The organism is Kitasatospora sp. NPDC038210 (assembly GCF_055600605.1).
Genome location: NZ_JBVJYK010000014.1, coordinates 155,312 through 180,408 on the forward strand (window position 1 = coordinate 155,312; position 25,097 = coordinate 180,408).

Genomic DNA, 25,097 nt, shown 5'->3' on the forward strand with positions numbered 1-25,097 from the left:
CCGCTGTGGCACCCTGCGCCCATGGTGATCCTCGACGCACCCGCGCCCACCCCGGTCTCCGACCGCCTCCGGTACGACCGCGCCACCGCCCACCTGGACGGGCCGGTCGCCGTCGTCGACCTCGCCGCCTTCGACGCCAACGCCGCCGACCTGGTGCGCCGGGCGGGCGGCAAGCCGATCCGGGTCGCCAGCAAGTCGGTGCGCTGCCGGGCACTGCTGGAGCGGGTGCTGGCCGTGGACGGCTTCGCCGGGGTGATGAGCTTCACCCTGGACGAATCGCTCTGGCTCGCCCGCACCGGCGTCCGGGACGTCCTGCTCGCCTACCCCTCCGCCGACCGGGACGGGTTCGCCGCCCTCACCGCCGACCCGGCGGCCGCCCGGGAGGTCACCGTCGTCCTGGACGACCCGGACCAGCTCGACCTCATCGACAAGGCCCGGGCCGGCGACGCCGAGGTCCGGGTCTGCCTGGAACTGGACACCGCCCTGCACCTGCTCGGCGGCCGGGTCCGGGTCGGCGCCCGGCGCTCGCCGCTGCGCACCCCCGAGGACCTCGGCGCCTTCGCCGAACTCGTCCAGCGCCGCCGGGGCTTCCGGGTGGTCGGCCTGATGGCGTACGAGGGACACGTCGCCGGGGTGGGCGACCGGGTGCCCGGACGGCCGGTGCGCTCGCACCTGATCCGGCTGATGCAGGCCAAGGCCCGGACCGAACTGGCCGAGCGTCGCGCGGCGGTGGTCCGACGGCTGCGGCAGGTCGCCGAGCTGGAGTTCGTCAACGGCGGCGGCACCGGCAGCGTGGAGTCCACCGTGGCCGAGCGCGCCGTCACCGAGGTGGCGGCCGGCTCCGGGCTCTACCAGCCGCAGCTGTTCGACAACTACCGCTCCTTCCGGGGCCGTCCGGCCGCCCTGTTCGGCCAGCCGGTGGTGCGCCGCCCAGGCGTCGGCGTGGTCACGGTGCTCGGCGGCGGCTACCCGGCCTCCGGCGCGGCCGGCCCGGACCGCTCGCCGGTGCCGTACCTGCCGCCGGGCCTGCGCTACGACCCCATGGAGGGCGCCGGCGAGGTCCAGACCCCGCTGCTCGGCCCGGCCGCGGACGACCTGCTGATCGGCGACCGCGTCTGGTTCCGGCACGCCAAGGCGGGCGAGCTGTGCGAGCGCTTCGCGGAGCTGCACCTGATCGAGGGCGAACGCGTCGTCCGGACCGTGCCGACGTACCGGGGTGAGGGGAAGACATTTCTCTGACGGTTCGCCCGTCTCTGCCCTACCGTGGTGCCGACCGAACGGTACGACAAGGGAGCAGCATGGACCCCGAGTTCACGGACATCGCCACGAGGGGCGCGACCGCTCTGGCCGGCCTCATGGTCACCTCGGCCTGGGACCGGGTCAAGCCGCGTGTCGCCGCGATGTTCGGCCGCAGGGCGGAGTCGATCTCCGAGGATCTGGACGAGACCAGGGCCGAGTTGGCCGCAGCGCCGGAGGACAGCCGCGAGTCCGCCGTCCAGAGCGCCCAGGGCGAGTGGGAGCCGAAGCTGCGCCGGCTGCTGGCCGACAACCCGGCGATGGCCGAGGAACTCCAGGCGATCCTGGACGAGTTCATCCCCAAGCGGCCCGAGCAGGTCACCGTCTACCACAACGAGCTCAAGGACATGACGGTCCACGGCACCGTCCTCCAGGTCGGCCACGGCAAGGTCGTCACGACCGAGACGATCAACGGCGACCTGAACTTCTGACCTTTCCCCAGCCTTAACCAGGCCCGATGGAACGGCTAACAACAGCCTTCCATCGGGCCTTTGCGCTGTTCCGGGGCCTACAGTCCGTCAACAAGTGGTCCACGCGCGGCTATTGCGCTCTGGTCCAGACCAATCCTACGCTCGGGCCGGGGGCCGCGATCCGGGCCGACCGGCCCCCGAACGGGCAGGCGTGCCCGCTCTCCCCCACAACTCGCCCGGCACGACGGTCAAGGAGTCCCCACCCCATGTCCATCAAGCGAAGTGCCCTGTCCGTCGGCGTGGTCGGCGCCGCGGTCCTCGCGGTGGCCGCGACCACCGCCGGCACCGCCAGCGCCCACGGCACGATGACCAACCCCGTCAGCCGGGTCGCCGCCTGCTACGCGGAGGGCCCGGAGCACCCGGTGTCCCAGGTCTGCAAGGACCTCGTGGCCGCGAGCGGCACCCAGCCGCTCTACGACTGGAACGAGGTCAACATCGCCAACGCGGCCGGCAACCACCAGGCGCTGATCCCGGACGGCAAGCTCTGCTCGGCCAACCGCGACAAGTACCAGGCCCTGGACTGGCCGCGCACCGACTGGCCGGCCACCCCGGTCAAGGCGGGCGCGTTCAACTTCCAGTTCCGCACCACCGCGCCGCACGTCGGCACCCAGACCGTCTACATCACCAAGCCGAGCTACGACCCCGCCAAGCCGCTGAAGTGGTCGGACCTCGACCCCACCCCGGTGGCCCAGGTGCAGGTCACCCGGACCGCGACCGACGGGTACTACACCTACTCCGGCACCCTGCCGCAGCGCACCGGCCGCCAGCTGCTGTACATGGTCTGGCAGCGCAGCGACAGCCCGGAGGCGTTCTACAGCTGCTCCGACGTCGACTTCGGCTCGACCGCCGCCGCTGCCGCCCCGGCGCTCGCCGCGCAGGCCCCGGCCGCGCCCAGCGACGCCCAGATCGCGGCCGACGCGCCCAGGTCCACAGTCGCCCACCACGGCCACGGCGGGGACCCGAACGCCCCGGCCGGCCAGATCGTCCCGACCACCTCCGCCGCCGTGGCCGGCACCTCGGCCACCGGCCCGCTGCTGCTCGCCGGTGCCGCCGCGATCGGCGTCGGCTGGGCCGGCATGGTGCTCCGGCGCCGTCGTGTCGAGGCTGTTCGACGCGACTCCTGACGCCGGACGCGGGCGCCGGGCCGGTCACACCCCCGTCCGGCCCGGTTCCCGTGACCGCATGACGGCGGCGGCCCACCCCGGAGGTCTGCCTCCCGGGTGGGCCGCCGCCGTGTGAGGAGCGCGGGCTCAGGTGGTGGTGCCCCCGGTGCCTCCGGCGCCGCCGCCCGCGCCGCCGGGGCCGGCGCCCGAGCCGGGCAGCCCGGGGATGCTCGGCAGCTTGCCCTTGTAGTCGGTGATGCCCTTGACGATGGTGTCCATCACGGCGACGTCCGGCGCCTTGTCGGCGATGTCGAAGCCGAAGTGCACCGAGACCAGCGCCTTGCCGTCGGCGGACGGGAAGACCACGGTCTGCACGTAGCCGGGGTTGCCCTTGGCGACGTCCACCTTCCAGCGGACCAGGTAGCCGTCCTTGCCGTTGACCTTCACGGCCTCGGACTTGAGCTCCTGGTGGCCGGTGATGCCGACGTACGAGTCCTTGGCGGCCTTGTCGATGTCGGCCTTGGCCGCCGTCTGGGCGTCGGTGCCCGCACCGTCGATCCGTCCGGTGTTCGCCCCGCCGAGGGTGCACTCGTTGCCGCTGCCGTCGGGGCAGTCGTACGGGCCGACGGTGATCATGGCGTAGCCGTTGTCGGTGGTGTCGGCCTGCCAGCCGTTCGGGACCGGCAGGGTGAGCCTGTTCACCATGTCGATCGCGGTGTCGGCGCCGGGCCGGACCCGGCCGTTGCCGTTCCCCTGGCCGTTGCCGTTGCCGTTGCCCTTGCCGTTCCCGTTGCCCTTGCCATTGCCCTGACCGTTGCCCTGGCCGTCCTGGCTGCTGCCGTCGCCGCCGCCGGAGCCCGGGTAGCCGCCCCAGGGACCGAAGTTGCCGCGGGGGGTGTGCTGGGCGACCGGCTTGGACTTGTCGTCGTGGCCGTCCATGGCGAGGTAGGTGATCCCCGAGCCCGCGCCCAGGCCGAGCAGCGCGGCGACGGTGGTCGCCACGACCAGCTTCGACGGCTTGCGCCGGGCCTTGCGCGGCGGCACGGCCGCGCCGAATGCGGCACCGAAGGGCGGCGGCTCCGGGTAGCGGACGGTCGGGCCGCTCTCCAGGACCTCCCCCTCCAGCACGGTGGGCTGCTCGGCCGTCCCCGCCCCGTGCTCACCGGCCGCCGAGGCCTGCGGGGCGTCCGAGGCTTCCGGGGCGTGCGGAGCCGCGGGGGCCGCCGCCGCACCGGACGCCGACGCGGCGCCCGGCTCCGGGGCGTCCGGCTCCGGGACGTCCGGCTCCGGGACGTCCGGCTCCGGGACGTCCGAGACTGCGGGCCGGGTGGCGCCCGTCCAGCCCTTGCCGTCCCACCACCGCTGCGTCGCCGGGTCGCCGGTGGTGGCCTTCGGGTCCGGGTACCACCCGGCGGGAATCTGCTCACTCACAGCAGAGAATCTAAAGGCAGCCGGATAAACGCGAAATCAGCGCGGCACGGAATTCCCGCGGCTTTCGATGAGATTACGGTGAGAAGGCGTGGCGGTCCCCGACGGCGGCCCTCAGAGCGGGGTGACGTAGGCCCCGGAGATGCCGCCGTCCACCAGGAACTCGCTCGCCGTGATGAACGAGGAGTCGTCGCTGGCCAGGAAGGCCACCGCGGCCGCGATCTCCTCGGCCCGCGCGAACCGGCCGAGCGGGACGTGCACCAGTCGGCGGGCCGCCCGTTCCGGATCCTCGGCGAACAGCTCGCGCAGCAACGGGGTGTCCACCGGCCCCGGGGAGAGCGCGTTGACCCGGATCCCCTCGCGGGCGAACTGCACGCCCAGCTCGCGGGACATCGCGAGCACCCCGCCCTTGGAGGCGGTGTGGGAGATCTGCGAGGTGGCCGCGCCCATCCGGGCCACGAGGCCGGCGGTGTTGATGATCGAGCCGCGTCCGTGCCGGCGCATGTACGGCAGGGCGGCCTTGCAGCACAGGTAGACCGAGGTCAGGTTGACCTCCTGGACCCGCTTCCAGGCGTCCAGGCCGGTGGTCAGGATCGAGTCGTCCTCCGGCGGCGAGATGCCCGCGTTGTTGAAGGCCACGTCCACGCTGCCGTAGGTCTCGTACGCCTCGTCGAAGAGCGCCTCGACCATGTACGGATCGGCGACGTCGGTGTGCACGAACAGCCCTCCGACCTCCTTGGCGGCGGCCCGTCCGGTCTCCTCGTCGAGGTCGGCGCAGACCACCTTCGCCCCCTCCGAGGCGAGCCGGCGGGCGGCGGCCAGGCCGATGCCGCTGCCCGCGCCGGTGACCACGGCGGTGCGGCCGACCAGCCGACGGCAGACCACCCCGTCCCGCGCGGCGTGCTTCTCGCTCATCGGGCTGTCACTCCTCGCTCTGGATGACGACGTTCCTGGCCCCGCCTCCGTCGGTCATGTCTCCACTTCCGTCGGTCATGCGTCACATCCGTTCGAAGGACCGGTAGCGCTCCCAGTCGGTGACGGCGCCGTCGTAGGCGGCCTGCTCGACCCGGGCCATGTTCAGGTAGTGGTCGACGACGTCGTCGCCGAAGGCCTCCCGGGCCAGTTCGCTCTGCGCCCACAGGTCGGCGGCCTCGCGCAGCGATCCGGGCACCCGGGCGTACTCCTCGACCGCGTAGGCGTTGCCCAGGCAGGGCGCGGGCAGCTCCAGCTTGCGCTGCAGCCCGTACAGACCGGCCGCGATCATCCCGGCCACGGCGAGGTAGGGGTTGACGTCGCCGCCGGGCACCCGGTTCTCCATCCGCAGGCCGGGGCCGTGGCCGACCACCCGGTAGGCGCAGGTGCGGTTGTCCCGGCCCCAGGCGACGGCGGTCGGTGCGAAGGAGCCGGGGCGGTAGCGCTTGTACGAGTTGATGTTCGGGGCGTAGAGCACGCTGAACTCGCGCAGCACCTTCAGCTGGCCGGCCAGGAAGTGCCGCATGGTGTCGGTCATCCGGCCGTCGCGGTCGGCGAAGGCCGGGGCGCCGACGGCGTCGCGCAGCGAGAGGTGGATGTGGCAGCTGTTGCCCTCGCGCTCGTCGTACTTGGCCATGAAGGTGAGCGCGCAGCCGAGTTGGGCGGCGATCTCCTTCGCCCCGGTCTTGTAGACGCTGTGCTGGTCGCAGGTGGTGAGGGCGTCGGCGTAGCGGAAGGCGATCTCGTGCTGGCCGAGGTTGCACTCGCCCTTGGCGGACTCCACGACCAGGCCGGCGCCGGCCATCTCGTTGCGGATCCGGGAGAGCAGCGGCTCGACCCGGGCGGTGCCCAGCATCGAGTAGTCCACGTTGTAGAGGTTGGCCGGGGTCAGGCCGCGGTAGCCGCCGAGCCAGGCCTGCTCGTAGGTGTCGCGGAAGACCAGGAACTCCAGTTCGGTGCCGATGTCGGCGGCCAGGCCGTACTCGGCGAGCCGGGCGATCTGGCGGCGCAGCAGCTGGCGCGGGGCGGCGTCCACCGGGTGGCCGCCGTGCCGGGCGAGGTCGGCGGTGACCTGGGCGGTGCCGGGCTGCCATGGGGTCAGCCGCAGGGTGCCGAGGTCGGGGCGCATCGCGAAGTCGCCGTAGCCGGTGGCCCAGGAGGAGAAGGCGTAGCCGTCCACGGTGTTCAGGTCGACGTCGACGGCCAGCAGGTAGTCGCAGGCCTCGGCGCCGTGCTCGGCGACTTCGTCGAGGAAGAACCGGGCGGCGAAGCGCTTGCCCTGCAGCCGGCCCTGCATGTCGGTGAAGGCGAGCGCGACGGTGTGCACCTCGCCGGCGTCCACCAGGGTGCGCAGCTCGTCCAGGGTCAGCGGCGGCCGGGGTGGCACGGCCGCGGCGGTGGTCCCGGACGTGGTGCGCTCCGGCGCGGCGTTCCCGGGGGCGGCGCTCCGCGGGGTGGCGCTCCCGGGCCTGGAGTTCCCGGGTGCGGTGTTGCCGGGGCCGGCGTTCTCGGGGGCGGCGTTCCCGGACATGGCGGAGCCCTCCTTCCTCGACGTCCTGCATTCCTTCGATCACTCTTCGAGATCAAGCAGTCACAGTGAACCGTACGGCCTGCGACTCGCGGGGCGGAAGAGGGCGGACTGGTGTGGCGCGCCGATATGCGTGGTTGACGGTGGATCAGGTGGTTCGGGAGGAGAATGCGCGCCATGAATCGCAGGCCTTTGATCGGCGTCAGCACCTACCTCGTGGACGCGAGCTGGAGCGACTGGCGGGGCCGCCGGGTCGCCCTCGTGCCCGAGCGGTACACCGCGTACGTCCGGGACTCCGGCGGGATCGCCGTCCTGCTGCCACCGGACGCCCCGGAGCGGGCGCCGGAGGTGCTGGCCCGGCTTGACGCGCTGGTCATCGCGGGCGGGCCGGACATCGACCCGGCGTACTACGGGGAGCCGGCCCATCCGGCGACCGAGGTGGACTCGCCGGAGCGCGACGCCTGGGAGGTCGCCCTGCTGCGGGCGGCGCTGGCCGCGGGGATGCCGCTGCTCGGGGTCTGCCGCGGGATGCAGGTCCTGAACGTGGTGTGTGGGGGAACGCTGGTGCAGCACCTGCCGGACGTGCTGCCGGTGAACGTGCACGGCGGGTCGCCGGGACGGTACGGCACGCACCTGGTGCGGCCGGTACCGGGCACGCTGCTGGGCGGGCTGCTGCCGGAGTGCGAGCTGGAGGTCCCGACCTTCCACCACCAGGCCGTCGACCGGGTGGGCACGGGCCTGCGGGTGAGCGCCCACGCGCCGGACGGCACGGTCGAGGCGGTGGAGGGGCCGGGGTTCACGCTCGGGGTGCAGTGGCATCCGGAGCAGGGGGACGACCTGCGGCTGATGCGGGCCCTGGTGCGGGCGGCCACCGCCGCCGCGCTGGACGCCACGGCCCTGGACGCCGCCGTCGCCGATGCCGCGGTCCCGGGCTCGGCGGCCCTGGACCCGGTCGCGCTGGGGTAGCTCAACTGGGCGCGGGCGCAGGCGACATCGGCTGGTCGGAGGGGTGCGGAGTGCACCGCGTCCGGCCGGCCGAACGGCAACGACAACGGTCACCAGTACAGCCTTTGGATCTTTGTCGATTCTGCGGTTCACTTCGGTTGCGGGGCGGTCGCGCCGCACCCCCGTTCGCCTTCGTGCGCCCAGAGAGGACTTCCATGGCCAGGCACGAGCATTCGCACGATGATCATGCGCATGACCACGCACAGTCGAACGGGCACGGGCACGGCGGCGGACACGCGCACGGCGGACACGGGGGCCACGGCGGGCACTCGCACGGTGTCGCCGCCGACGCGGACCGCCGCTGGCTGCTCGGCGCGCTCGCCCTGATCGTCGTCTTCATGGCCGGCGAGGTCGTGGTCGGCTTCGCCGCCCAGTCCCTCGCGCTGATCTCCGACGCGGCGCACATGCTCACCGACGCCGCCTCGATCGTGCTCGCCCTGGTCGCGATGCGGCTCGCCGCCCGCCCGGCCCGCGGCGGCTACACCTACGGCCTCAAGCGGGCCGAGATCCTCTCCGCGCAGGCCAACGGCGTCACCCTGCTGGTGCTCTCGGCCTGGCTGGGCTACGAGGCCGTCACCCGGCTGCTCGAACCGCCGGACGTCGCCGGCTCGCTGGTGCTGGTCACCGCGCTGGTCGGGATCGTCGTCAACCTCGCGGCGACCTGGTGCATGTCCAAGGCCAACCGCAGCTCGCTGAACGTCGAGGGCGCCTTCCAGCACGTCCTGACCGACCTGTACGCGTTCATCGCCACCGCCATCGCCGGTGTGGTCGTCCTGACCACCGGCTTCGAGCGGGCCGACGCGATCGCCTCGCTGATCGTCGTCGCGCTGATGCTCAAGGCCGGCATCGGCCTCGTCCGCGACTCCGGGCGGATCTTCCTGGAGGCCGCCCCCGCCGGGATCGACCCCGACGCGGTGGCCGACCGGATGGTCACCGAACCGCTGGTCGAGGAGATCCACGACCTGCACATCTGGGAGATCACCTCCGGCCAGCCGGCGCTCTCCGCGCACGTCCTGGTCACCCCCGGCGGCGACTGCCACGCCGTCCGGCGCCGGCTCCAGCGCCGACTGGCCGACGAGTACGGCATCACCCACAGCACCCTCCAGGTCGACCACGTCGGCGAGGACGAGGCGGGCGCGCTGCTGCAGATCGCCGCACCGGGCGACACGGCCGCCGAACACTGCGCCGACGCCCACGGCCCGGTCCACCGCGCCGGGCCGCACGAGCACTGAGAACCGGGCCGCACGAGCACCGGGAACCGGGCCGCGGGAGCGCCGAGAACCGGGACTCCGTCAGCGCGGTGCGGCATGATCTGTGACGTGACCGCACCGCGACTGATGCTGCTCGACTCCGCCAGCCTGTACTTCCGGGCCTACTTCGGCGTACCGGACACCCTGCGCTCGCCGCAGGGCGAGCCGGTCAACGCCGTCCGCGGCCTGCTGGACTTCATCGCCCGGCTGGTCCACGACCACCGCCCCGACCGGCTGGTGGCCTGCATGGACGCCGACTGGCGCCCGCAGTGGCGGGTGGACCTCGTCCCCTCGTACAAGACCCACCGGGTCGCCGAGGCCGCCGTGGACGGCGAGGAGGAGGTGCCCGACACGCTCGCCCCGCAGGTCCCGGTGATCGAGCAGGTGCTGGACGCGCTCGGCATCGCCCGGGTCGGCTCCCCCGGCTACGAGGCGGACGACGTGATCGGCACCCTCACCGCCCGCGCCGAGGGTCCGGTGCAGATCGTCACCGGCGACCGCGACCTCTTCCAGCTGGTGGACGACGCCCGGGGGATCACCGTGCTCTACCCGGTCAAGGGCATGGGCAACCTGCAGGTCACCGACGACGCGCTGCTGCTGGAGAAGTACGGCGTGCGCGGCGCCCAGTACGCCGACATGGCCGCCCTGCGCGGTGACCCGTCGGACGGGCTGCCCGGGGTCAAGGGCATCGGCGAGAAGACCGCCGCCCAGCTGATCAACGAGTACGGCGACCTCCCGGCCATCCGCGCCGCCGCCCTCGACCTCGCCTCCAAGCTCACCCCGGCACGCCGCCGCAACATCGTCGAGGGCGCCGCCTACCTCGACGTCGCCCCGAAGGTCGTCCGCGTCGCCGACGACGCCCCCCTCCCCGCTTTCGACCCGGTCCTCCCCCGCGAACCCCTCGACCCGATGACCCTCGAAGAGCTCTCCACCCGCTGGGGCCTCGGCACCTCCCTGGACCGCGTCCTGGAGGCCCTGGCCCAGCACTGAGGGACCACCGGGGGCGTCACCCCGGTCGCACCGCCGACGGCGTCGGGCCGAAGGCGTCGGCGAGGCTGGTCAGGACGGAGCCGGACCAACCGGTCTCGCCGAAGACGCCGCCCGGCAGGGCGAGCACGCCGTACGCGCGGCGGAGCGTCTCCGCCGGGACGTCGACCGGGAAGAAGTAGTTGCCCGGGCAGGTCCGGCTCCCCGGCGCGATCGCCCCGAGCACGTCGGCCGGCAGCCGGTCGAACAACCGCTCGGCCCGTACGGCCAGTTCGGCGGCGATCTGCCCGGGCACGTCGCCGTGCACGGTCAGCAGGCGGTCGGCGAGCCTCAACTGCTCGGGCGTCGGCGGGTCCGCGCGGAACGAGTCGGCCAGTTCGGCCTGATCCGGGCCCAGCAGGACCACGCCGAAGGTGCGCGGCCAGAGCCATCCCTTGGTGACCGAGTGCAGCAGGACCGCACGACCGGTGTCCAGCAACCGCCGCGTGCCGGCGGCGAACGGTGCGCCCAGGTCGTAGACGCCGTCGATCAGCAGGCGCCGCTGCGGTGACTCCCGCAGCCAGGCGATCACCTCGGCGCCCTCGGCGTCGGACAGGTACCGGCCGAGCGGCTTGCTGGGGTTGGCGAGCAGCAGGTACTCGGGCCGGTCGTCCGCCGGCGCCCCCGGCAGGACCGGTGACGGCAGCGTCGGGTAGGCCGCGGGCGCCAGGCCCGCGGCGCGGGCCAGCTCGAAGTAGACCGGGTACACGTCCGCGGGCAGCCACACCCTCGCCCGCACGGCGCGCAGCCGGCGGAACACCACGTCGAGCCCGTGGCGGACCCCTCGACAGACCATGGCGCGACCGGACCACTCCTCCGGCAGCTCGTAGCGCCGCAGCCAGGCACGGGCGAGATCGCACCGGTGCACCGTACGCGCGTCGTCCGGCGGTTCCGGCCGCATCGGCGCGAGCGCCCGGTACAGGTTGGTCTCGGCGGCGTCCAGCAGCGACGGGGACGCGTCGAGCTGCCGCTGCCGGAAGTCCTGGAACTCGTCGAACCTCATGCCACCGCCCCTTCCGGCAGGATCTCGCTGGCCCGGTCCTCCAGGGAGGCGTAGCAGCGCCCGTCGGCCAGGACGTTCCAGCTGCGGGCGACCCCGCTGGTGCGCTCCCAGAGCAGGCTGGGCTCCGTGTAGGCGGCGATCCGCATCGGCCGGCCGTCCCAGCTGCCGCGGTAGACCGGCGCACCCCAGGGCAGGCGGCTCGCGAGTTCGAAGCCGTGCTGCTCGGCGAACCCGGTGACGACGGACAGTGACACCTGGTGCTCCCGGCTCCAGACGTTGGCGGCGCGGTCGAAGTAGAGCGACTCGGTGCTGGTGGAGACGTAGAGCTCCTTGAAGCAGACCTCCTCGACACCCAGGGCCGCGGCCCACGAGAGGTAGTCGGCGACGCCGGCCGCGTCGACCACGCCGCCGTGCTGGAGCACGCAGATGAGCCGCGTCCGCAGCGACGGCCAGCGGTCGCGTTCCACCCGCCAGGTGTCGATCACCGAGCCCACCGGCGTGCGCAGCGCCATCAGTCGCTCGCTGACGGCGTCGTCCTGGTGGTGCCGGGAGACCGCCAGCACGCTCAGGCCTGCGGCGTCCAGGGCTGCCAGCCGGTCGGCCCGGTCGGCGTGCCCGCCCTTCGCCAGGGTGTGCGCGTTGGTGATCAGGACGACCTTCGGGAAGGCCGCCGAGCAGGCGGACACCAGCCGCAGCTGCTGGTCGAAGGGTATGAGCGTGGGCTCCCCTCCACCGGTGATCACCGCACGCTCGGCGCCCGCCGCACGGGCGCGCCCCAGCCAGTGGGCGACCGCGTCCCACGGGACCCGGGCCGGCGCCTGGTCACTGGAGATCGACGCCGCGGAGAAGCAGAACGAGCACCGGGCCTGGCAGGCGGAGGCGACCGGCAGCAGCGAGACCGAGCGCGGTCTCAGGTCGGCGTAGTGACGATCTGCCGATCCGTGCAGGCGCAGGGAGGCCGCCATCGCGTCCTCGACGGTCGTCGGGCGCAGCGTGAGCCCGTCGCCCGCTTCGCTCGCGGTGGCTGGCTCGTCGAGGGTGGCCGGGTGGTCGGGGTCGTCGGGGTCGTCCGCGTGGTCGAGTTCGTGGACGGCTGACAGCCGGATGCGGGCCTCGTGCAGTTCCATGCCGAGGCCGGTCGCCGCGTTGGGCACCAGCTCGTCGGGGTCCACCGCGGTCTCCAGCACCAGCAGCCGGTCACCCGGGATGGCCAGCCGCTCCAGCAGGCGTCGTGCCTTGCCGACGCCGATGCCCAGCTCCGCACGGGTCAGCAGGTGGAACCGGTCGGGATGGGTGCTCTCCGGGATGCCCGCCTTGCCGTAGGCGAAGGCGTACTTGTCGAAGCCCCTGGCGAAGTTCGACAGCACGATGACGTGGAAGCGCCGGTCGCTACGTTTCATCGGGTCATCATGCACGACCGGCTCCCGCGTGCGAGCTGCTCGATCCGATGATCCCGGACGGCTTCCCCGCCGACCGGACGATCCGCGCGAGGGGCCGCCGCGTTCGCCGCAACCGACCCCGTGACCGCCCCGGCTCTGCATCCCCGTGAACTCTTGACCACAATGTACTTTGCATTGCAAAGTTGACGGGCCGTCGGAGGGGCCGACGGCACCGAGGGGGTGGAGCGTGACCACACTGCAGCAGGGCGGCCCGGCCGAGTTGCTGGCCGCCACGAACGGGCTGCGGGCGAGGGCCAGGAGCCGACTGAGCGGGGCGGGGGTCCCGTTGCTCGGCCTGGGCCTGCTCGCGCTGGCGGCCGTACCGGTCGCCGGGCAGGCCTTCAACTTCGGCGCCAACGGGCGGGACATCACCTCCTACCCGGCCTTCGCCTACGCCCAGCTGACCGGCCTGTGCGTGCCGCACGCCCCCGGAGCCGCCTGCGAGAAGGGCGAGTTCGCCGGGGCTGTGCTCCGCTGCCTGGCCTGGGGCGTCTGGTTCGCACTGCTCCCGCTGGCCTGGTTCGCCCTGGCCCGCTGGTACCGGCGGCGCGGCGAGGCCCGCGGGATCGTCCCGCGCCGCACGACCTGGCTGGGCGCCACGGCCGGAGTCGGCGCGCTGGCCGCCGCCGTGGTGCTCGCGCGGGTCCTCGCCGACAGCCGGCACTTCGACCTCGACCTCCTGGTGAACACCTACGCCTCGCCCTGGTACGTCCTCGGTGTCGGCCTGTTCGTCCTCGGCCTGGCCGAACGCAGCCCGCTGGTGGCCGGCGCCGGCCTCCTCCACACCGCGCTGCTCAGCGCCTACCTCTCGGCCCCGTGGGAGAGCGGCTGGCTGCCGTGGCTCGACCGGTCCGACGGCTGGACCGACCGCCCGGAGCTGAAGGCCCTCCTGCTCGCGGCGATCCCGCTGGCCGCAGGCCTGGCCCAGTGGACCGCCGGGCGCCGACGAACTGCGGCATCCCGTACGGTCACCCCATGAGCGTTGCCGACGAAACCGAGGAACAGCACCCGACCCTGTCGCTGGACGACACCGTCCACCAACGGGTCCGGCTCGGGATCCTCACCATCGCCCGTGAGGCCGACCAGGTGGACTTCGGTTTCCTCAAGGAGCAACTCGGCGCCACCGACGGCAACCTGTCCCGCCATCTGAAGGTCCTGGAGGACTCCGGCCTCGTCACCGTCACCAAGGGCTACGCCGGCCGCCGCCCCCGGACCTGGGTCGCCATGACCCCGCGCGGCGCCGAGGCGCTCGACCGCGAACTCCGGGCCCTGCGCGAACTCGTCCGCCGCCTCGACGCGGCTGCGGCGAGCGGGCGGCAGGAGTAGGGAGCGGGAAGTCGGCCCGGCCGACTTCCCACTCGCTCCCGCCGGCGACGGCGGGAGCCCGGCATGGCGGGATGGCACCGGGCAGGCGCAGGAGCCCGCGCGCCGGGCCTGACGCGCGGGCCGAGTACGCGAAGAACCGCCGAACGCGCGAAGGGCCGGGCACGCGGGGGCCGGGCACGCGAAGGGCCCCGCTCGTTCGTGGAGACGAACGGGCGGGGCCCCTCGGGCCGGTCGGCTAACTCACCGAGGAGTAGGCGATGATGCCGCGGCGCAGGCCGTCGACGGCCTTGCGGGCGGTCTTGCGCAGCTCGGCGTCCGCGCCGGCGGCGTCCTGGATCTGACCGAGGACGTCGATCAGCTGCTTCGTCCAGCGGACGAAGTCGCCGGCCGGCATGTCGGCGTCGCGCAGCACCTGGTCCAGGCTGTGGCCGAGCGCCCAGCGGTAGGCGGCCCAGGCGAAGCCCAGGTCGGGTTCGCGCTGGCCGACGCCCTCGGCGGTGTTGATCCGGTGCTGCTCCTCCAGGGCGTCCAGGTGGCCCCAGATCCGGACCATCTGGCCGAGCGCCTCCTTGGCCGCGCCCTCCGGCACCCGGGGGGCGCCGGCGTCGTCGGACTGGCGGGCCTCGTACACCAACGCCGAGGCGCAGGCGGCGAGTTCGGCGGCGGCCAGGCCGCTCCAGACGCCCTCGCGGATGCATTCGGAGGCGAGCAGGTCGAGTTCGCCGTAGAGGCGGCCGAGCCGCTTGCCGTCGTCGGTGACGGTGTCGCCGCTCAGGTAGCCGAGGTCGGCGAGCAGGGCGCAGACCCGGTCGAAGGTGCGGGCGATGGTGTGGGTGCGCGAGCGCATCCGGCGTTCCAGCAACTCGGTGTCGCGGTGCAGCCGGTGGTAGCGCTCGGCCCAGCGGGCGTGGTCCTCGCGGTCGGAGCAGCCGTGGCAGGGGTGCTGACGCAGTTCGGTCCGCAGCCGGGTGATCTCCGGGTCGTCGGCGGCGGCCGCGCGGCCGCGGCGGAACCGCTCGGGCTCCAGGTGGCCGGCCTTGGTGCGCAGGGCCGAGGCGAGGTCGCGGCGGGACTGCGGGCTGCGCGGGTTGAAGGACTTGGGGATGCGGACGCGCTCGATCGCGGCGACCGGGTGCGGGAAGTCGATCATTGCGAGCCGCTTGACCTGGCGCTCCGCGGTGAGCACCACCGGGCGCGGGCCGTCCTGGAAGTCGGGGTGGCGCTGGCTGCCCCGGCCGGAGCGGTTGACCGGCGGCAGGCCCGGGTCGAGGACCAGGGCGAGGCCGGCGAACTTGCCGGTGGGGACGTGGATGACGTCGCCCGGCTTGAGCTGCTCGATGGACTCGACGGCGGCCGCACGGCGCTGGCTGCTGCCCTCGCGGGCCAGCTCGTTCTCACGGTCCTTGAGCCGGCGGCGCAGGTCCATGTACTCGTCGAAGTCGCCGAGGTGGCAGGTCATGGACTCGCGGTAGCCCTCCAGCCCCTCCTCGTTGCGCTGCACCTGGCGGGCGATGCCGACCACCGAGCGGTCCGCCTGGAACTGGGCGAAAGAGGTCTCCAGCAGCTCGCGCGAGCGGTGCCGGCCGAACTGGGAGACCAGGTTGACGGCCATGTTGTAGGAGGGCCGGAACGAGGACTTCAGCGGGTAGGTGCGGGTGCCGGCCAGGCCGGCCAGCGCCTCGGGGTCCAGGCCGCGCTGCCAGAGCACCACGGCGTGGCCCTCGACGTCGATGCCGCGCCGCCCGGCCCGGCCGGTGAGCTGGGTGTACTCGCCGGGGGTGATGTCGGCGTGGGTCTCGCCGTTCCACTTGACCAGCTTCTCCATGACCACCGAGCGGGCGGGCATGTTGATGCCGAGCGCCAGGGTCTCGGTCGCGAAGACGGCCTTGACCAGGCCCTTCACGAAGAGCTCCTCGACGACCTCCTTGAACCGGGGCAGCATCCCGGCGTGGTGGGCGGCGATGCCTCGCTCCAGCCCGTCCAGCCACTCGAAGTAGCCGAGGACGTGCAGGTCCTCGTCGGGGATGTCGGCGCAACGCTCCTCGACGATCGCGCGGACCCGGGCGCGGTCGGCGTCCTTGTTGAGCCGCAGCCCGGAGCTGAGGCACTGCTGGACGGCGGCCTCGCAGCCGGCCCGGCTGAAGATGAAGGTGATCGCGGGCAGCAGGCCCTCGGCGTCGAGCCGGTCGATGACGTCCACCCGGCCCGGCGTCCAGACCCGGCCGGGGCGGCCGTTGGGCATCGAGCGGCCGCGGCCGCGCCCGAAGCGGTCGCGGGGGTTGCGGTCGAGCTCGGAGCGGGCCAGCCGGACCAGCTCGGGGTTGACGGCCTTGCCGGGGTTCTTCAGGTTGTGCTTGGGCCGGCCGTCGCGGTCGGGGTCGGCGAACAGGTCGTACATCCGGTTGCCTGCCATCACGTGCTGCCACAGCGGCACCGGGCGGGTCTCGGAGACGATCACCTTGGTGCCGCCGCGCACGGTGTCCAGCCAGTCGCCGAACTCCTCGGCGTTGGAGACGGTCGCGGAGAGCGAGACGAGGGTGACCGACTCGGGGAGGTGGATGATGACCTCCTCCCAGACGGCGCCGCGGAAGCGGTCGGCGAGGTAGTGGACCTCGTCCATCACGACGTAGCCGAGGCCGTCGAGGGTGCTGGAGCCCGCGTAGAGCATGTTGCGCAGCACCTCGGTGGTCATGACCACCACGGGGGCGTCGCCGTTGACGGTGTTGTCGCCGGTGAGCAGGCCGACCTTGGCGGCGCCGTAGCGCTTGACCAGGTCCCCGTACTTCTGGTTCGACAGCGCCTTGATCGGCGTGGTGTAGAAGCACTTGCGCCCGGCGGCCAGGGCCAGGTGCACGGCGAACTCGCCGACGATGGTCTTCCCGGAGCCGGTCGGGGCGGCGACCAGGACGCCCGAGCCGGCCTCCAGCGTCTCGCAGGCCTCCAGCTGGAAGTCGTCCAGCGGGAAGTCGTACAGCTGCCGGAAGCCGTGCAGGGCGGTGGCCTGCTCCTGGGCCCGGCGACGGCTGGCCGCGTACGCCTCGGCGGGGCTGAGCTCCCGGTCGTCCTGGAGCTCTGGATCGGGGGTGTTCATCGCCGTCCGGGTGTGGTTGGTGTGATCTCGCATCTCAGCGAGAGGTTACCCGGGAGGACCGACATCGATAGCACCGTTTTTTTCGCGGTGCGATCGCCCGCGGGATCACGACGGGACGGGCTCCGGGAGCACGCCCGGAGTGCCCGCGGGATCATCACGGGATCAGTTCTCTCTCAGATCCATAGTTGCAAATGTCTTCAAGTGATCACGGATCGGCCGTCTTCGGTCGTCTTCGATCATCGGCGGTGAAACGCCGTCCACACTCCGTACCTTCGTCGTCACAGCCACCAACACGCGGGAGGACAACGACGATGGCGAACCTGGAGACGTCCCTCAAGGAGGCCATGTCGATCGACGGCGCGATCGGCGTCGCCCTGGTCGACTACGGCAGCGGCATGGCGCTCGGCAGCCTCGGCGACGGCGGGGAGCTGGACCTCAACGTCGCCGCGGCCGGGAACACCGACGTGGTCCGCGCCAAGATGCGGGCGATGGAGATGCTCAACCTGCACGACAACGAGATCGAGGACATCCTGATCAGCCTGACCAACCAGTACCACATGGTCCGGCCGATCACGACGCCGAGCGGCCGCGGCCTGTTCCTGTTCCTCGCGCTCAACCGCAGCCGCTCCAACCTGGCGATGGCCCGCCACAAGCTCAAGCGGATCGAGGTCTCGCTGGAGATCTGACACCCGGACCGACACCAGGAAGGGGGGCCTCGTGACGGTGGCGCTCTACCAGGCGAAGGCCGAGTTCTTCCGGATGCTCGGCCATCCCGTCCGGATCCGGGTGCTGGAACTGCTGCAGGCCGGACCGACGCCCGTCCGCGACCTGCTCGCCGAGCTGGACGTCGAACCCTCCAGCCTCTCCCAACAGCTCGCGGTGCTGCGCCGGTCCGGCATCGTCACGGCCACCCGGGAGGGCAGCACGGTGGTCTACGCGCTGGCCGGCGGGGAGGTCGCCGAGCTGCTGCGGACCGCCCGGCGGATCCTCACCGGGATGCTCGCCGACCGGAACCTGCTGCTCGCGGAGTTGCGGGGGGACGACGGGGGCGAGGGCGCGGACCGGCCCCTGAGCCGGTCCGCCGGGCACTGAGCCGGCCCGGAGCCGACCGGGAGCCGGCCCGCTACCCCTTGAGCAGCGCGGCGAGCCCGTCCGCCAGCCGCTCGTACTCCTGCGGCCGGTTGTACAGCTGCGCGCTGATCCGCAGCAGCCCGCCGCCGTCCCACGGGCGGACGGCGATCCGGGTGCCGAGCCGCCGCCACACCTCGGCCATCAGCGCCTTCGCCGCCGCCTCGCTCTCGCACCGCCCGACCGGCAGCCGGACGGTGCGCATCCACACCCCGGGGGTGGCCGGCAGCGGGCGCAGTCCGGCCCGCTCGACCAGCACCCGCTGCCCGTACGCGGCGAGTGCGGTGTTGTGGCCGGCCACCGCCTCCGGGCCGAGCGCGCGCAGCAGCTCGAAGCCGGCCGGGGCGGCGAGCCAGGGCGTGTAGTCGCAGGTGCCGCGCCACTCGACGCTGCCCGGGAAGCCCTTGTCGTGCTCCCAGGAGAGGGCCAGCGGGCGCACCCGCGCCGTCCACTCGGGGCGGACGGCGAGCACGCCGGTGGCGCGCGGGGCGAAGGCCCACTTGTGCAGGTTTCCGAACCAGAAGTCGGCGTTCGGGTCGGCCGGGGCGGGCAGCATGCCGGGCGCGTGGGCTCCGTCCACGACCGTGACCACGCCGAGCGCGCGGAGTTCGGCGAGCAGCGCCGGGCCGGCCACCAGGCGGGCGCTGGGCGAGGTGAGCTGGTCGAGGACGGCGACGGTGGTGCGGCCGTCGACGGCGGCCAGCACCGCGTCGCGGACGGCCGCCTCGTCCGGGGCGTCCAGGGGCAGCTCCGCGACGTGGAGTTCGGCGCCGGTCTCGGCGGCCTTGCGGGCCACGGCCTCGGTGACGGCGCCGTAACCGTGGTCGGTGACCAGGATCCGGTCGCCGGGGGCGAAGGGGATGCTGTCCAGGGCGATCGCCACGGCCTCGGTGACGTTGGTGACCAGGGCGAGGCGCCGCGGGTCGGTGGCGAGGTCGGCCGCGAGCGCCGTCCGGGCCCGGCCGATCCGGGCGGGCAGGTCGGCGAAGAAGCCGTCCGGGTCCAGCTCGTGCTCCGTGCGCAGTTCCTCCTGGGCCCGCTGCACCGGCACCGGGACCGCGCCGTACGAGCCGTGGTTGAGGTGCGCCGTGCCCGCCGACACGCTGAACAGGCCGTCGGCGGCGGGCAGCGGGGCGGGGGGTTCGGCGGTCCACAGGTCCTCGATCACGGCGTCCCTCCCTGGTCGCCCACCGGCGACTGATGTGTGACATTTCACATGACAGACTACTGGTCGGGGCACGCACCGCGCGACCACGATCGGGCCGTGACCATCACCGACGCCTTCCTTGCCCTCAGTGCCCGTACCGGCCGGTTCACCTTCGGCGCGCCGCGCGCGTACACGCTCGCCGAGGACGGTACCCGGCTGCTGCTGCTCCGCTCCAGCGGTCCCGAGGACCCGGTCGACCGCCTCCACCTGCTGGACACCGCCACCGGCGCGGAGCGCACGGTCGCCGACCCTGCCGCGCTGCTGCCCGGCCGCACCGGCCGCCGCGACGACCTGCCCGTCGTCGAGCGCCGGCTGCGCGAGCGCACCCGGCTGGTCGCCGCCGGGATCGGCACGTACGCGGCCACCGCCGACCTCTCGGTCGCCGTCTTCACCCTCGACGGCCGGCTCTTCCGCACCGACACCGCCGACGGCACCAGCGACGAACTCCCGGTCGCCGGGCCCGCGTTCGACCCCCGGCCGGACGCCACCGGCCAGCGCGTCGCCTACGTCGCCGACGACGCGCTGTACGTCACCCCCGGCCTCGAACCGCTCTCCCCCGCCGACGGCGCCCGCTGGGGCGTCGCCGAGTTCGCCGCCGCCGAGGAACTCGGCCGCGCCCGGGGCCACTGGTGGCGCCCGGACGGCGGCGCGCTGCTGGCCGCCCGGGTGGACGAATCCGCCCTCCCCCGGCGGCACTTCGCCGACCCGGCCCGCCCCGCCGAGGCGCCCGAGGACTTCGCCTACCCGCAGGCCGGCGGCCCCAACGCGGACGTCCAGCTCTGGGTCCTCGGCCTCGACGGCGGGCGGGTCCGGCTGCACTGGGACGCCGACACCCACCCCTACCTCTGCGCCGCCTCCTGGGCCTCCGACCACGAGGTGCTGCTCACCGTCGCCGACCGCCTGCAGCAGAACGTGCTGCTGCTCGGCGCCGACCCCGTCACCGGCGAGACCCGCGAACTCTCCCGCACCACCGACGAGTTCTGGGTGGACGACCTCCCCGGCACCCCCGACCGGCTGCCCGACGGCCGGCTGCTCACCGTCCACGACACCCCGCAGGCCCGCGGCCTCGCCCTGGACGGAAAGCCGCTGGACACCACCGGGCTGCAGATCCGCCGGGTGGTCGGACGGCTGCGCGGCCGACTGCTCTGCGAGACCGGCCAGGGCGACCCCGCCGACCAGTACGTCCACCTGATCGACCCGGACGGCGGCGCGCCCGAGCTCCTCACCGCCGGCCCCGGCGTGCACTCCGCGCTCGCCGCCGCCGACACCCTGCTGCTCACCTCGGCCTCCGCCGACGGGATCCGCCGCCGCGTCCTGCTCGACGGCCGCGAGCTGCCGCTCACCGACCTGAGCGCCACGCTGCCGTACCCGGTCCGCCCCCGGCTCGCCCGGGTCACCGAACGCGGCCTGCCGACCGCCGTCGTCCACCCGCGCGACCACGTGCCCGGCCGCCGGCTGCCCGTCCTGCTGGACGTCTACGGCGGCCCCGGCTACCAGGCGGTGGCCAACGAGCCGCGCCGCTGGCAGCTCCGCCAGTGGTGGGCCGACCAGGGCTTCGCCGTGGTCACCACCGACAACCGCGGCACCCCGTTCGTCTCCCCGGACTTCACCCGGGCGATCTTCCGCCGCTTCTCCCAGGCGGCCCTGGACGACCAGGTCGACGCCCTGCGCGCACTCGCCGCGCACCACCCGGACCTCGACCTCGGCCGGGTCGGCGTGCGCGGCTGGTCCTACGGCGGCTACTTCGCCGCGCTCGCCGTGCTGCGCCGCCCGGACGTCTTCCACGCCGCCTGCGCGGGCGCCCCGCCCACCGACTTCCGGCAGTACGACACCGCGTACACCGAGCGCTACCTCGGCCTGCCGCAGGACAACCCCGAGGGCTACGCCGGCGACTGCCTGCTCACCGACGCGCCGGGGCTGACCAGGCCGCTGCTGCTGATCCACGGCCTGGCCGACGACAACGTCCACCCCTCGCACACCCTGCTGCTCTCCCAGGCGCTGACCAGGGCCGGTCGCGCACACGCGGTGCTGCCGCTGCCGGGCGTCACCCACATGACGCCGGACGGGACGAACGAGCAGCTGACCCTGGCCGAACTCGCCTTCCTCCGGGCGTCCCTGGGCTGACCGGGCGCTCCCTGGCCGATCCGTTGCGCCGCCCGGGCCGGACTGTCACACTCCGCGTGACCGCCGCCCCGCCCGGGCGGCGCAGCGAACGGGGAGAGTGCACGGATGAGGATCGACAGACCCGGCCCGGTCGGACGGCGGCAGTGGACGCCGCTGACCGCGGGCAACGCCGGCATCGCCTTCGGGCTGGAGCTCGCCATGCTGGCGGCGCTCTGCTACTGGGGGTTCAGGACCGGCTCCACGCTCGGCACCCGGCTGCTGCTGGGGCTCGGCGCGCCGGCGCTGGCGGCCACCGTCTGGGGCCTGTTCCTCGCCGCGGGCGGGCCGAAGTTCCCGCTGCCCGTCGGCGCGGAGATCGTGCTCAAGGTGGTGACGCTGGGCACGGCGGCTGCCGCCCTGCACGCCACCGGGCGGACCACCCTGGCGCTGGTGTACGGCGTACTGGTGGTGGTCAGCGTGGCCGTCGAGTACACCGTCCGCTGACGACGGGGACGTTGCCGGGAGCGGCCCCCGCGGCAGCGGCTCCGACGGGAAGGGCCGTGACGAGAAGGGCCCACGACGGCAAGACGGCTGACGGACCGGCAGGTGGGAGGCAGTGGACCGGCAGCCGCGGGGTGATCCGTTGAGTTCGGCCGACCGGGCTGGAACACTCCGCTTGACGGCCGTCCGGCCCCCGGACGGCGCAGGAGTCGAGGGGTCTCGGCGGCACGCGCCGGGGCACCACGGCGGGGAGAGCGCGCGGATGACGATCGACGGACCCGGCCCGGCGGAGCGCCGGCTGCGCAGGTCGCTGGCCACGGCCGGCACCGAACTCGGCTTCGGGGTGCAGCTCGCGAGCCTGGCTGCGCTCTGCTACTGGGGCTTCCGGACCGGCGACGGCCTGGGCGCCCGGCTGCTACTGGGCCTCGGCGTTCCGGCCGCGGCCCGCGCGGTCTGGGACGTGTTCCTGGCAGAGCGCCGGGCGAAGGTCGAACTGCCGCTCGCCGCACGGCTGGTACTCAAGCTGGTGCTGCTGGGCGCGGCGGCCGTCGCGCTGCACGCCACCGGACTGACCACCCTGGCGGCGGTGTTCGCCGCACTGGTGGTCTTCAGCCTGGCCCTGGACTTCGGCAACGGCTGACCCGGCGGCACGGGCCGTACGGAGAAGGGGCGTCGCACCTGCGGGTGCGGCGCCCCTTCCGCTTGCCCCGGACCCCTTCCACGTGACCCGTGACATGTGAAATATTACCTGCGCTTCACCGACCGACACCCGGAACACCCCCATCCCCCGGAAAGGACCGGTCAGTTGCGCAGACTGTCCGCGGCCCTCGCAGTCGCGCTCACCACGAGCGCGATAGCGGCCACCCTCCTGGGCGCCCCCGCCCAGGCCGCTCCCCCGCCGCCCCTCACCGTCACCGCCGCCGCGGCCGCCGACGCCGCCCCGCAGGGCGCCGAGGCCCCGCCCGCGCCCCTCGTCCCGCAGGAACGCGAGCGCCAGGCGCTCCGCACCAAGGCCCTTGAGCAGCTCAACAAGGGCACCGTCGCCAAGAGCGCCGACAAGCGGGCCCCGGCCAAGGTGAGGATCGGCAACGACTACGTCCAACTGGCGCACCAGCGCACCGACAAGGTCTTCGTGATCCTCGCCCAGTTCGGCGACCAGGTCGACGACACGACCCAGTGGAACGGCCAGCCGCGCTACGGCGGCACCCCCGGCCCGCGCCACGACCAGATCCCGAAGCCGGGCAAGGACGACAACCACACCCTGTGGTCACCGGACTTCGACCGCGCGTACTACCAGAAGATGTTCTTCGACGACACGCCCGGCTCCGTGTCGATGCGCAACTACTACCGCACCCAGTCCTCGGGCCGGTACGACGTCGAGGGCACCGTCAGCGACTGGGTCACCGTCCCGTACAACGAGGCCCGCTACGGCAGCAACAAGGGCCCGCAGGGCTCCGGCGCCTGGACCCAGGCCCAGGAGTTCGTCCGGGACGCCGTCAAGGCCTGGTACGACGGCGAGGTCGCCAAGGGCCGCAGCGTGGCGGACATCAAGGCCCAGCTCGCCCAGTACGACGTCTACGACCGCTACGACCACGACAAGGACGGCGAGTTCGACCAGCCCGACGGCTACCTCGACAACGTCATCGTGGTGCACGCCGGCGTGGACGAGACCTGGGGCGGCGGCGCCCAGGGCGCCGACGCGCTGTGGGCGCACCGCAGTTGGGCCTTCCCCGACGCGACCGGGCAGACCGGTCCGGAGGGCGACAGGATCGGCGGCGCTCCCGTCGGCGACACCGGCCTGTACGTCTACGACTACGTCCAGGGCGGCGAGAACAGCGGCGTCGGCCTGTTCGCCCACGAGTACGGCCACAACCTGGGCCTGCCCGACCTGTACGGCACCACGGGCGGCGACAACAGCGTCAACTTCTGGTCGCTGATGTCCTCCGGCTCCTACCTCGGCAAGGGCCCCAACACCACCGGCGGCTACCCGGGCGACCTCGACGCCTGGAGCAAGCTGCAGTTCGGCTGGCTCAACTACGACGAGGCGCAGGCCGCCACCCGCTCCAGCCACGCCCTCGGGGTGAGCAGCTACAACACCGACCAGGCGCAGGCCGTCCTCGTCCACCTGCCCGACGGCACCACCAGCACCGACCTCGCCGACCCGTACGAGGGCGGCAAGCAGTGGTGGAGCGACACCGGCGACAACCTCGACAACTCCCTCGCCCGGGACGTCGACCTGCGCACCGCCGCCGGACCGGCCGCCCTCGACGCGGCGGTCTGGTACGACACCGAGCAGGACTACGACTTCCTCACCGTCGAGGCCTCCACCGACCAGGGCAAGCACTGGACCGCCCTCGGCGGCACCGTGGACGGCGCGCCGATCGGCAACACCAGCGCCAACACCCCGGGGCTCAGCGGCAGTTCGGGCAGCTACCGGAAACTGCATATCCCGCTGGACGGCTACCTCGGCCGGCAGGTCCGGCTGCGCGTCCACGCCACCTCGGACGGCAACACCCACGGCCGCGGCGTGCTCGTCGACGCCGTGAAGCTCACCGCCGGCGGCAGCGAGCTGTTCTCCGACGGCGCCGAGAACGGCACCGGCGGCTGGACGGTCAGCGGCTTCACCGTCATCACCGGCCGCACCGCCGTCAAGCAGCACCCGCGGGCCTACCTCGCCGAGAACCGCCGCTACACCGGCTACGGGGCGTTCCTGAAGACCGGCCCGTACAACTTCGGCTACACCGGCGTCACCGGCAAGGCCAACGTGGTCGACAACTACCCGTACCAGGAGGGCGTCCTGCTGTGGCTCTGGGACACCTCCTACGGTGACAACAACACCAAGGACCACCCCGGCGGCGGGCTCATCCTGCCGATCGACGCCCACCCGGCGCCGATCCGCTTCGCCGACGGGACACTGGTCAACGGGCGGGCGCAGACCTTCGACGCCACCTTCTCGCTCAAGCCGACCACGCCGTTCACCCTGCACAAGGGCGGGGTCGCGGTGCGGATCCCGGCCGAGCCGGCCGTCCCGGCGTTCGACGACCACAGCGGGGTGTACGCCGACCCGGCCACGCCGCAGCTGACGGTGAAGGTCCCGGACACCAACACGCGGATCGAGGTCGTCCGGGAGTCCCAGGGCGGACGGATCACCACCGTCCGGGTGGGCCCGGCCTCCTGAGACGGACGGGCGCGAGTCGGCCCCGGATCCCCCGACGAAAGGG

At 73.4% G+C, this 25,097-nt stretch carries 21 protein-coding genes; 14 read left to right on the forward strand and 7 right to left on the reverse strand.

Annotation, left to right across the window (positions count from 1 at the left end):
* Nucleotides 1–21 precede the first annotated feature (21 nt).
* From ACZ7KX_RS27300 to ACZ7KX_RS27310, 3 genes are all read left to right on the forward strand, one after another.
* Nucleotides 22–1,239 (forward strand): alanine racemase, encoded by a 1,218-nt coding sequence (locus ACZ7KX_RS27300; RefSeq protein ID WP_470328762.1) that lies wholly within the window; start codon nt 22–24, stop codon nt 1,237–1,239.
* 59 nt (nt 1,240–1,298) lie between these two features.
* Nucleotides 1,299–1,727: a hypothetical protein gene (locus tag ACZ7KX_RS27305; protein ID WP_470328763.1), complete on the forward strand. Its 429-nt coding sequence runs from the start codon at nt 1,299–1,301 to the stop codon at nt 1,725–1,727.
* Between the two features lie 245 nt (nt 1,728–1,972).
* Nucleotides 1,973–2,890 (forward strand): lytic polysaccharide monooxygenase auxiliary activity family 9 protein, encoded by a 918-nt coding sequence (locus ACZ7KX_RS27310; RefSeq protein ID WP_470328764.1) that lies wholly within the window; start codon nt 1,973–1,975, stop codon nt 2,888–2,890.
* A gap of 126 nt (nt 2,891–3,016) precedes the next feature.
* On the opposite strand, the gene ACZ7KX_RS27315 is transcribed toward ACZ7KX_RS27310, so the two are convergent.
* The 3 genes from ACZ7KX_RS27315 to ACZ7KX_RS27325 all read right to left on the reverse strand — a co-directional run bounded on the left by ACZ7KX_RS27315 (nt 3,017) and on the right by ACZ7KX_RS27325 (nt 6,800).
* Nucleotides 3,017–4,300, reverse strand: coding sequence for a DUF2510 domain-containing protein (locus tag ACZ7KX_RS27315; RefSeq protein WP_470328765.1), 1,284 nt, complete (start codon nt 4,298–4,300; stop codon nt 3,017–3,019).
* A 111-nt stretch (nt 4,301–4,411) separates the two neighbouring features.
* On the reverse strand, nt 4,412–5,212 hold the full coding sequence (locus tag ACZ7KX_RS27320; protein ID WP_470328766.1) for a 3-oxoacyl-ACP reductase: 801 nt from the start codon (nt 5,210–5,212) through the stop codon (nt 4,412–4,414).
* Nucleotides 5,213–5,294: 82 nt separating this feature from the next.
* On the reverse strand, nt 5,295–6,800 hold the full coding sequence (locus ACZ7KX_RS27325; protein WP_470328767.1) for a glutamine synthetase family protein: 1,506 nt from the start codon (nt 6,798–6,800) through the stop codon (nt 5,295–5,297).
* 174 nt (nt 6,801–6,974) lie between these two features.
* Here ACZ7KX_RS27325 and ACZ7KX_RS27330 point away from each other — a divergent pair, with 174 nt between their 5' ends.
* From ACZ7KX_RS27330 to ACZ7KX_RS27340, 3 genes are all read left to right on the forward strand, one after another.
* Nucleotides 6,975–7,763, forward strand: coding sequence for a gamma-glutamyl-gamma-aminobutyrate hydrolase family protein (locus ACZ7KX_RS27330; RefSeq protein ID WP_470328768.1), 789 nt, complete (start codon nt 6,975–6,977; stop codon nt 7,761–7,763).
* 194 nt (nt 7,764–7,957) lie between these two features.
* The gene (locus tag ACZ7KX_RS27335) at nt 7,958–9,034 is read left to right on the forward strand and encodes a cation diffusion facilitator family transporter (RefSeq protein ID WP_470328769.1); all 1,077 of its coding nucleotides are present in this window, start codon (nt 7,958–7,960) and stop codon (nt 9,032–9,034) included.
* 105 nt (nt 9,035–9,139) lie between these two features.
* Nucleotides 9,140–10,042, forward strand: coding sequence for a 5'-3' exonuclease (locus tag ACZ7KX_RS27340; protein ID WP_470328832.1), 903 nt, complete (start codon nt 9,140–9,142; stop codon nt 10,040–10,042).
* A 16-nt stretch (nt 10,043–10,058) separates the two neighbouring features.
* On the opposite strand, the gene ACZ7KX_RS27345 is transcribed toward ACZ7KX_RS27340, so the two are convergent.
* Entirely contained in the window at nt 10,059–11,081 is a 1,023-nt protein-coding gene (locus ACZ7KX_RS27345; RefSeq protein WP_470328770.1) for an aminotransferase class I/II-fold pyridoxal phosphate-dependent enzyme, read from the reverse strand.
* A complete protein-coding gene (locus ACZ7KX_RS27350; protein ID WP_470328771.1) occupies nt 11,078–12,481 on the reverse strand; it encodes a radical SAM protein in 1,404 nt (467 codons plus the stop codon). Before ACZ7KX_RS27350 ends, ACZ7KX_RS27345 begins: the two co-directional genes overlap by 4 nt.
* A 226-nt stretch (nt 12,482–12,707) precedes the next feature.
* On the opposite strand from ACZ7KX_RS27350, the gene ACZ7KX_RS27355 reads away from it, so the two are divergent.
* Together ACZ7KX_RS27355 and ACZ7KX_RS27360 are read left to right on the forward strand one after the other, a co-directional pair.
* On the forward strand, nt 12,708–13,499 hold the full coding sequence (locus tag ACZ7KX_RS27355; protein ID WP_470328772.1) for a hypothetical protein: 792 nt from the start codon (nt 12,708–12,710) through the stop codon (nt 13,497–13,499).
* Nucleotides 13,496–13,846 carry a winged helix-turn-helix domain-containing protein gene (locus tag ACZ7KX_RS27360; protein WP_350523799.1) on the forward strand — a complete coding sequence of 117 codons (351 nt, stop codon included), beginning with the start codon at nt 13,496–13,498 and terminating at the stop codon, nt 13,844–13,846. Before ACZ7KX_RS27355 ends, ACZ7KX_RS27360 begins: the two co-directional genes overlap by 4 nt.
* Nucleotides 13,847–14,081: 235 nt before the next feature.
* Here ACZ7KX_RS27360 and ACZ7KX_RS27365 read toward each other — a convergent pair whose 3' ends face one another.
* The gene (locus ACZ7KX_RS27365; RefSeq protein ID WP_470328833.1) at nt 14,082–16,937 is read right to left on the reverse strand and encodes a DEAD/DEAH box helicase; all 2,856 of its coding nucleotides are present in this window, start codon (nt 16,935–16,937) and stop codon (nt 14,082–14,084) included.
* A 311-nt stretch (nt 16,938–17,248) separates the two neighbouring features.
* Here ACZ7KX_RS27365 and ACZ7KX_RS27370 point away from each other — a divergent pair, with 311 nt between their 5' ends.
* Together ACZ7KX_RS27370 and ACZ7KX_RS27375 are read left to right on the forward strand one after the other, a co-directional pair.
* On the forward strand, nt 17,249–17,623 hold the full coding sequence (locus tag ACZ7KX_RS27370) for a hypothetical protein (protein ID WP_350523800.1): 375 nt from the start codon (nt 17,249–17,251) through the stop codon (nt 17,621–17,623).
* Between the two features lie 31 nt (nt 17,624–17,654).
* Nucleotides 17,655–18,029, forward strand: coding sequence for an ArsR/SmtB family transcription factor (locus tag ACZ7KX_RS27375; RefSeq protein ID WP_470328773.1), 375 nt, complete (start codon nt 17,655–17,657; stop codon nt 18,027–18,029).
* A gap of 31 nt (nt 18,030–18,060) precedes the next feature.
* Here ACZ7KX_RS27375 and ACZ7KX_RS27380 read toward each other — a convergent pair whose 3' ends face one another.
* The gene (locus tag ACZ7KX_RS27380) at nt 18,061–19,233 is read right to left on the reverse strand and encodes an aminotransferase class V-fold PLP-dependent enzyme (protein ID WP_350523802.1); all 1,173 of its coding nucleotides are present in this window, start codon (nt 19,231–19,233) and stop codon (nt 18,061–18,063) included.
* 96 nt (nt 19,234–19,329) lie between these two features.
* On the opposite strand from ACZ7KX_RS27380, the gene ACZ7KX_RS27385 reads away from it, so the two are divergent.
* The 4 genes from ACZ7KX_RS27385 (at nt 19,330) to ACZ7KX_RS27400 (ending at nt 25,054) form a co-directional block, all read left to right on the forward strand.
* A complete protein-coding gene (locus ACZ7KX_RS27385; RefSeq protein WP_470328774.1) occupies nt 19,330–21,396 on the forward strand; it encodes a S9 family peptidase in 2,067 nt (688 codons plus the stop codon).
* A 105-nt stretch (nt 21,397–21,501) separates the two neighbouring features.
* Nucleotides 21,502–21,879 carry a YrdB family protein gene (locus tag ACZ7KX_RS27390; protein WP_470328775.1) on the forward strand — a complete coding sequence of 126 codons (378 nt, stop codon included), beginning with the start codon at nt 21,502–21,504 and terminating at the stop codon, nt 21,877–21,879.
* 259 nt (nt 21,880–22,138) lie between these two features.
* Entirely contained in the window at nt 22,139–22,516 is a 378-nt protein-coding gene (locus ACZ7KX_RS27395; RefSeq protein ID WP_470328776.1) for a YrdB family protein, read from the forward strand.
* A 165-nt stretch (nt 22,517–22,681) separates the two neighbouring features.
* Nucleotides 22,682–25,054, forward strand: a complete 2,373-nt coding sequence (locus ACZ7KX_RS27400) for an immune inhibitor A domain-containing protein (protein ID WP_470328777.1) — start codon at nt 22,682–22,684, stop codon at nt 25,052–25,054.
* Nucleotides 25,055–25,097: the final 43 nt, after the last annotated feature.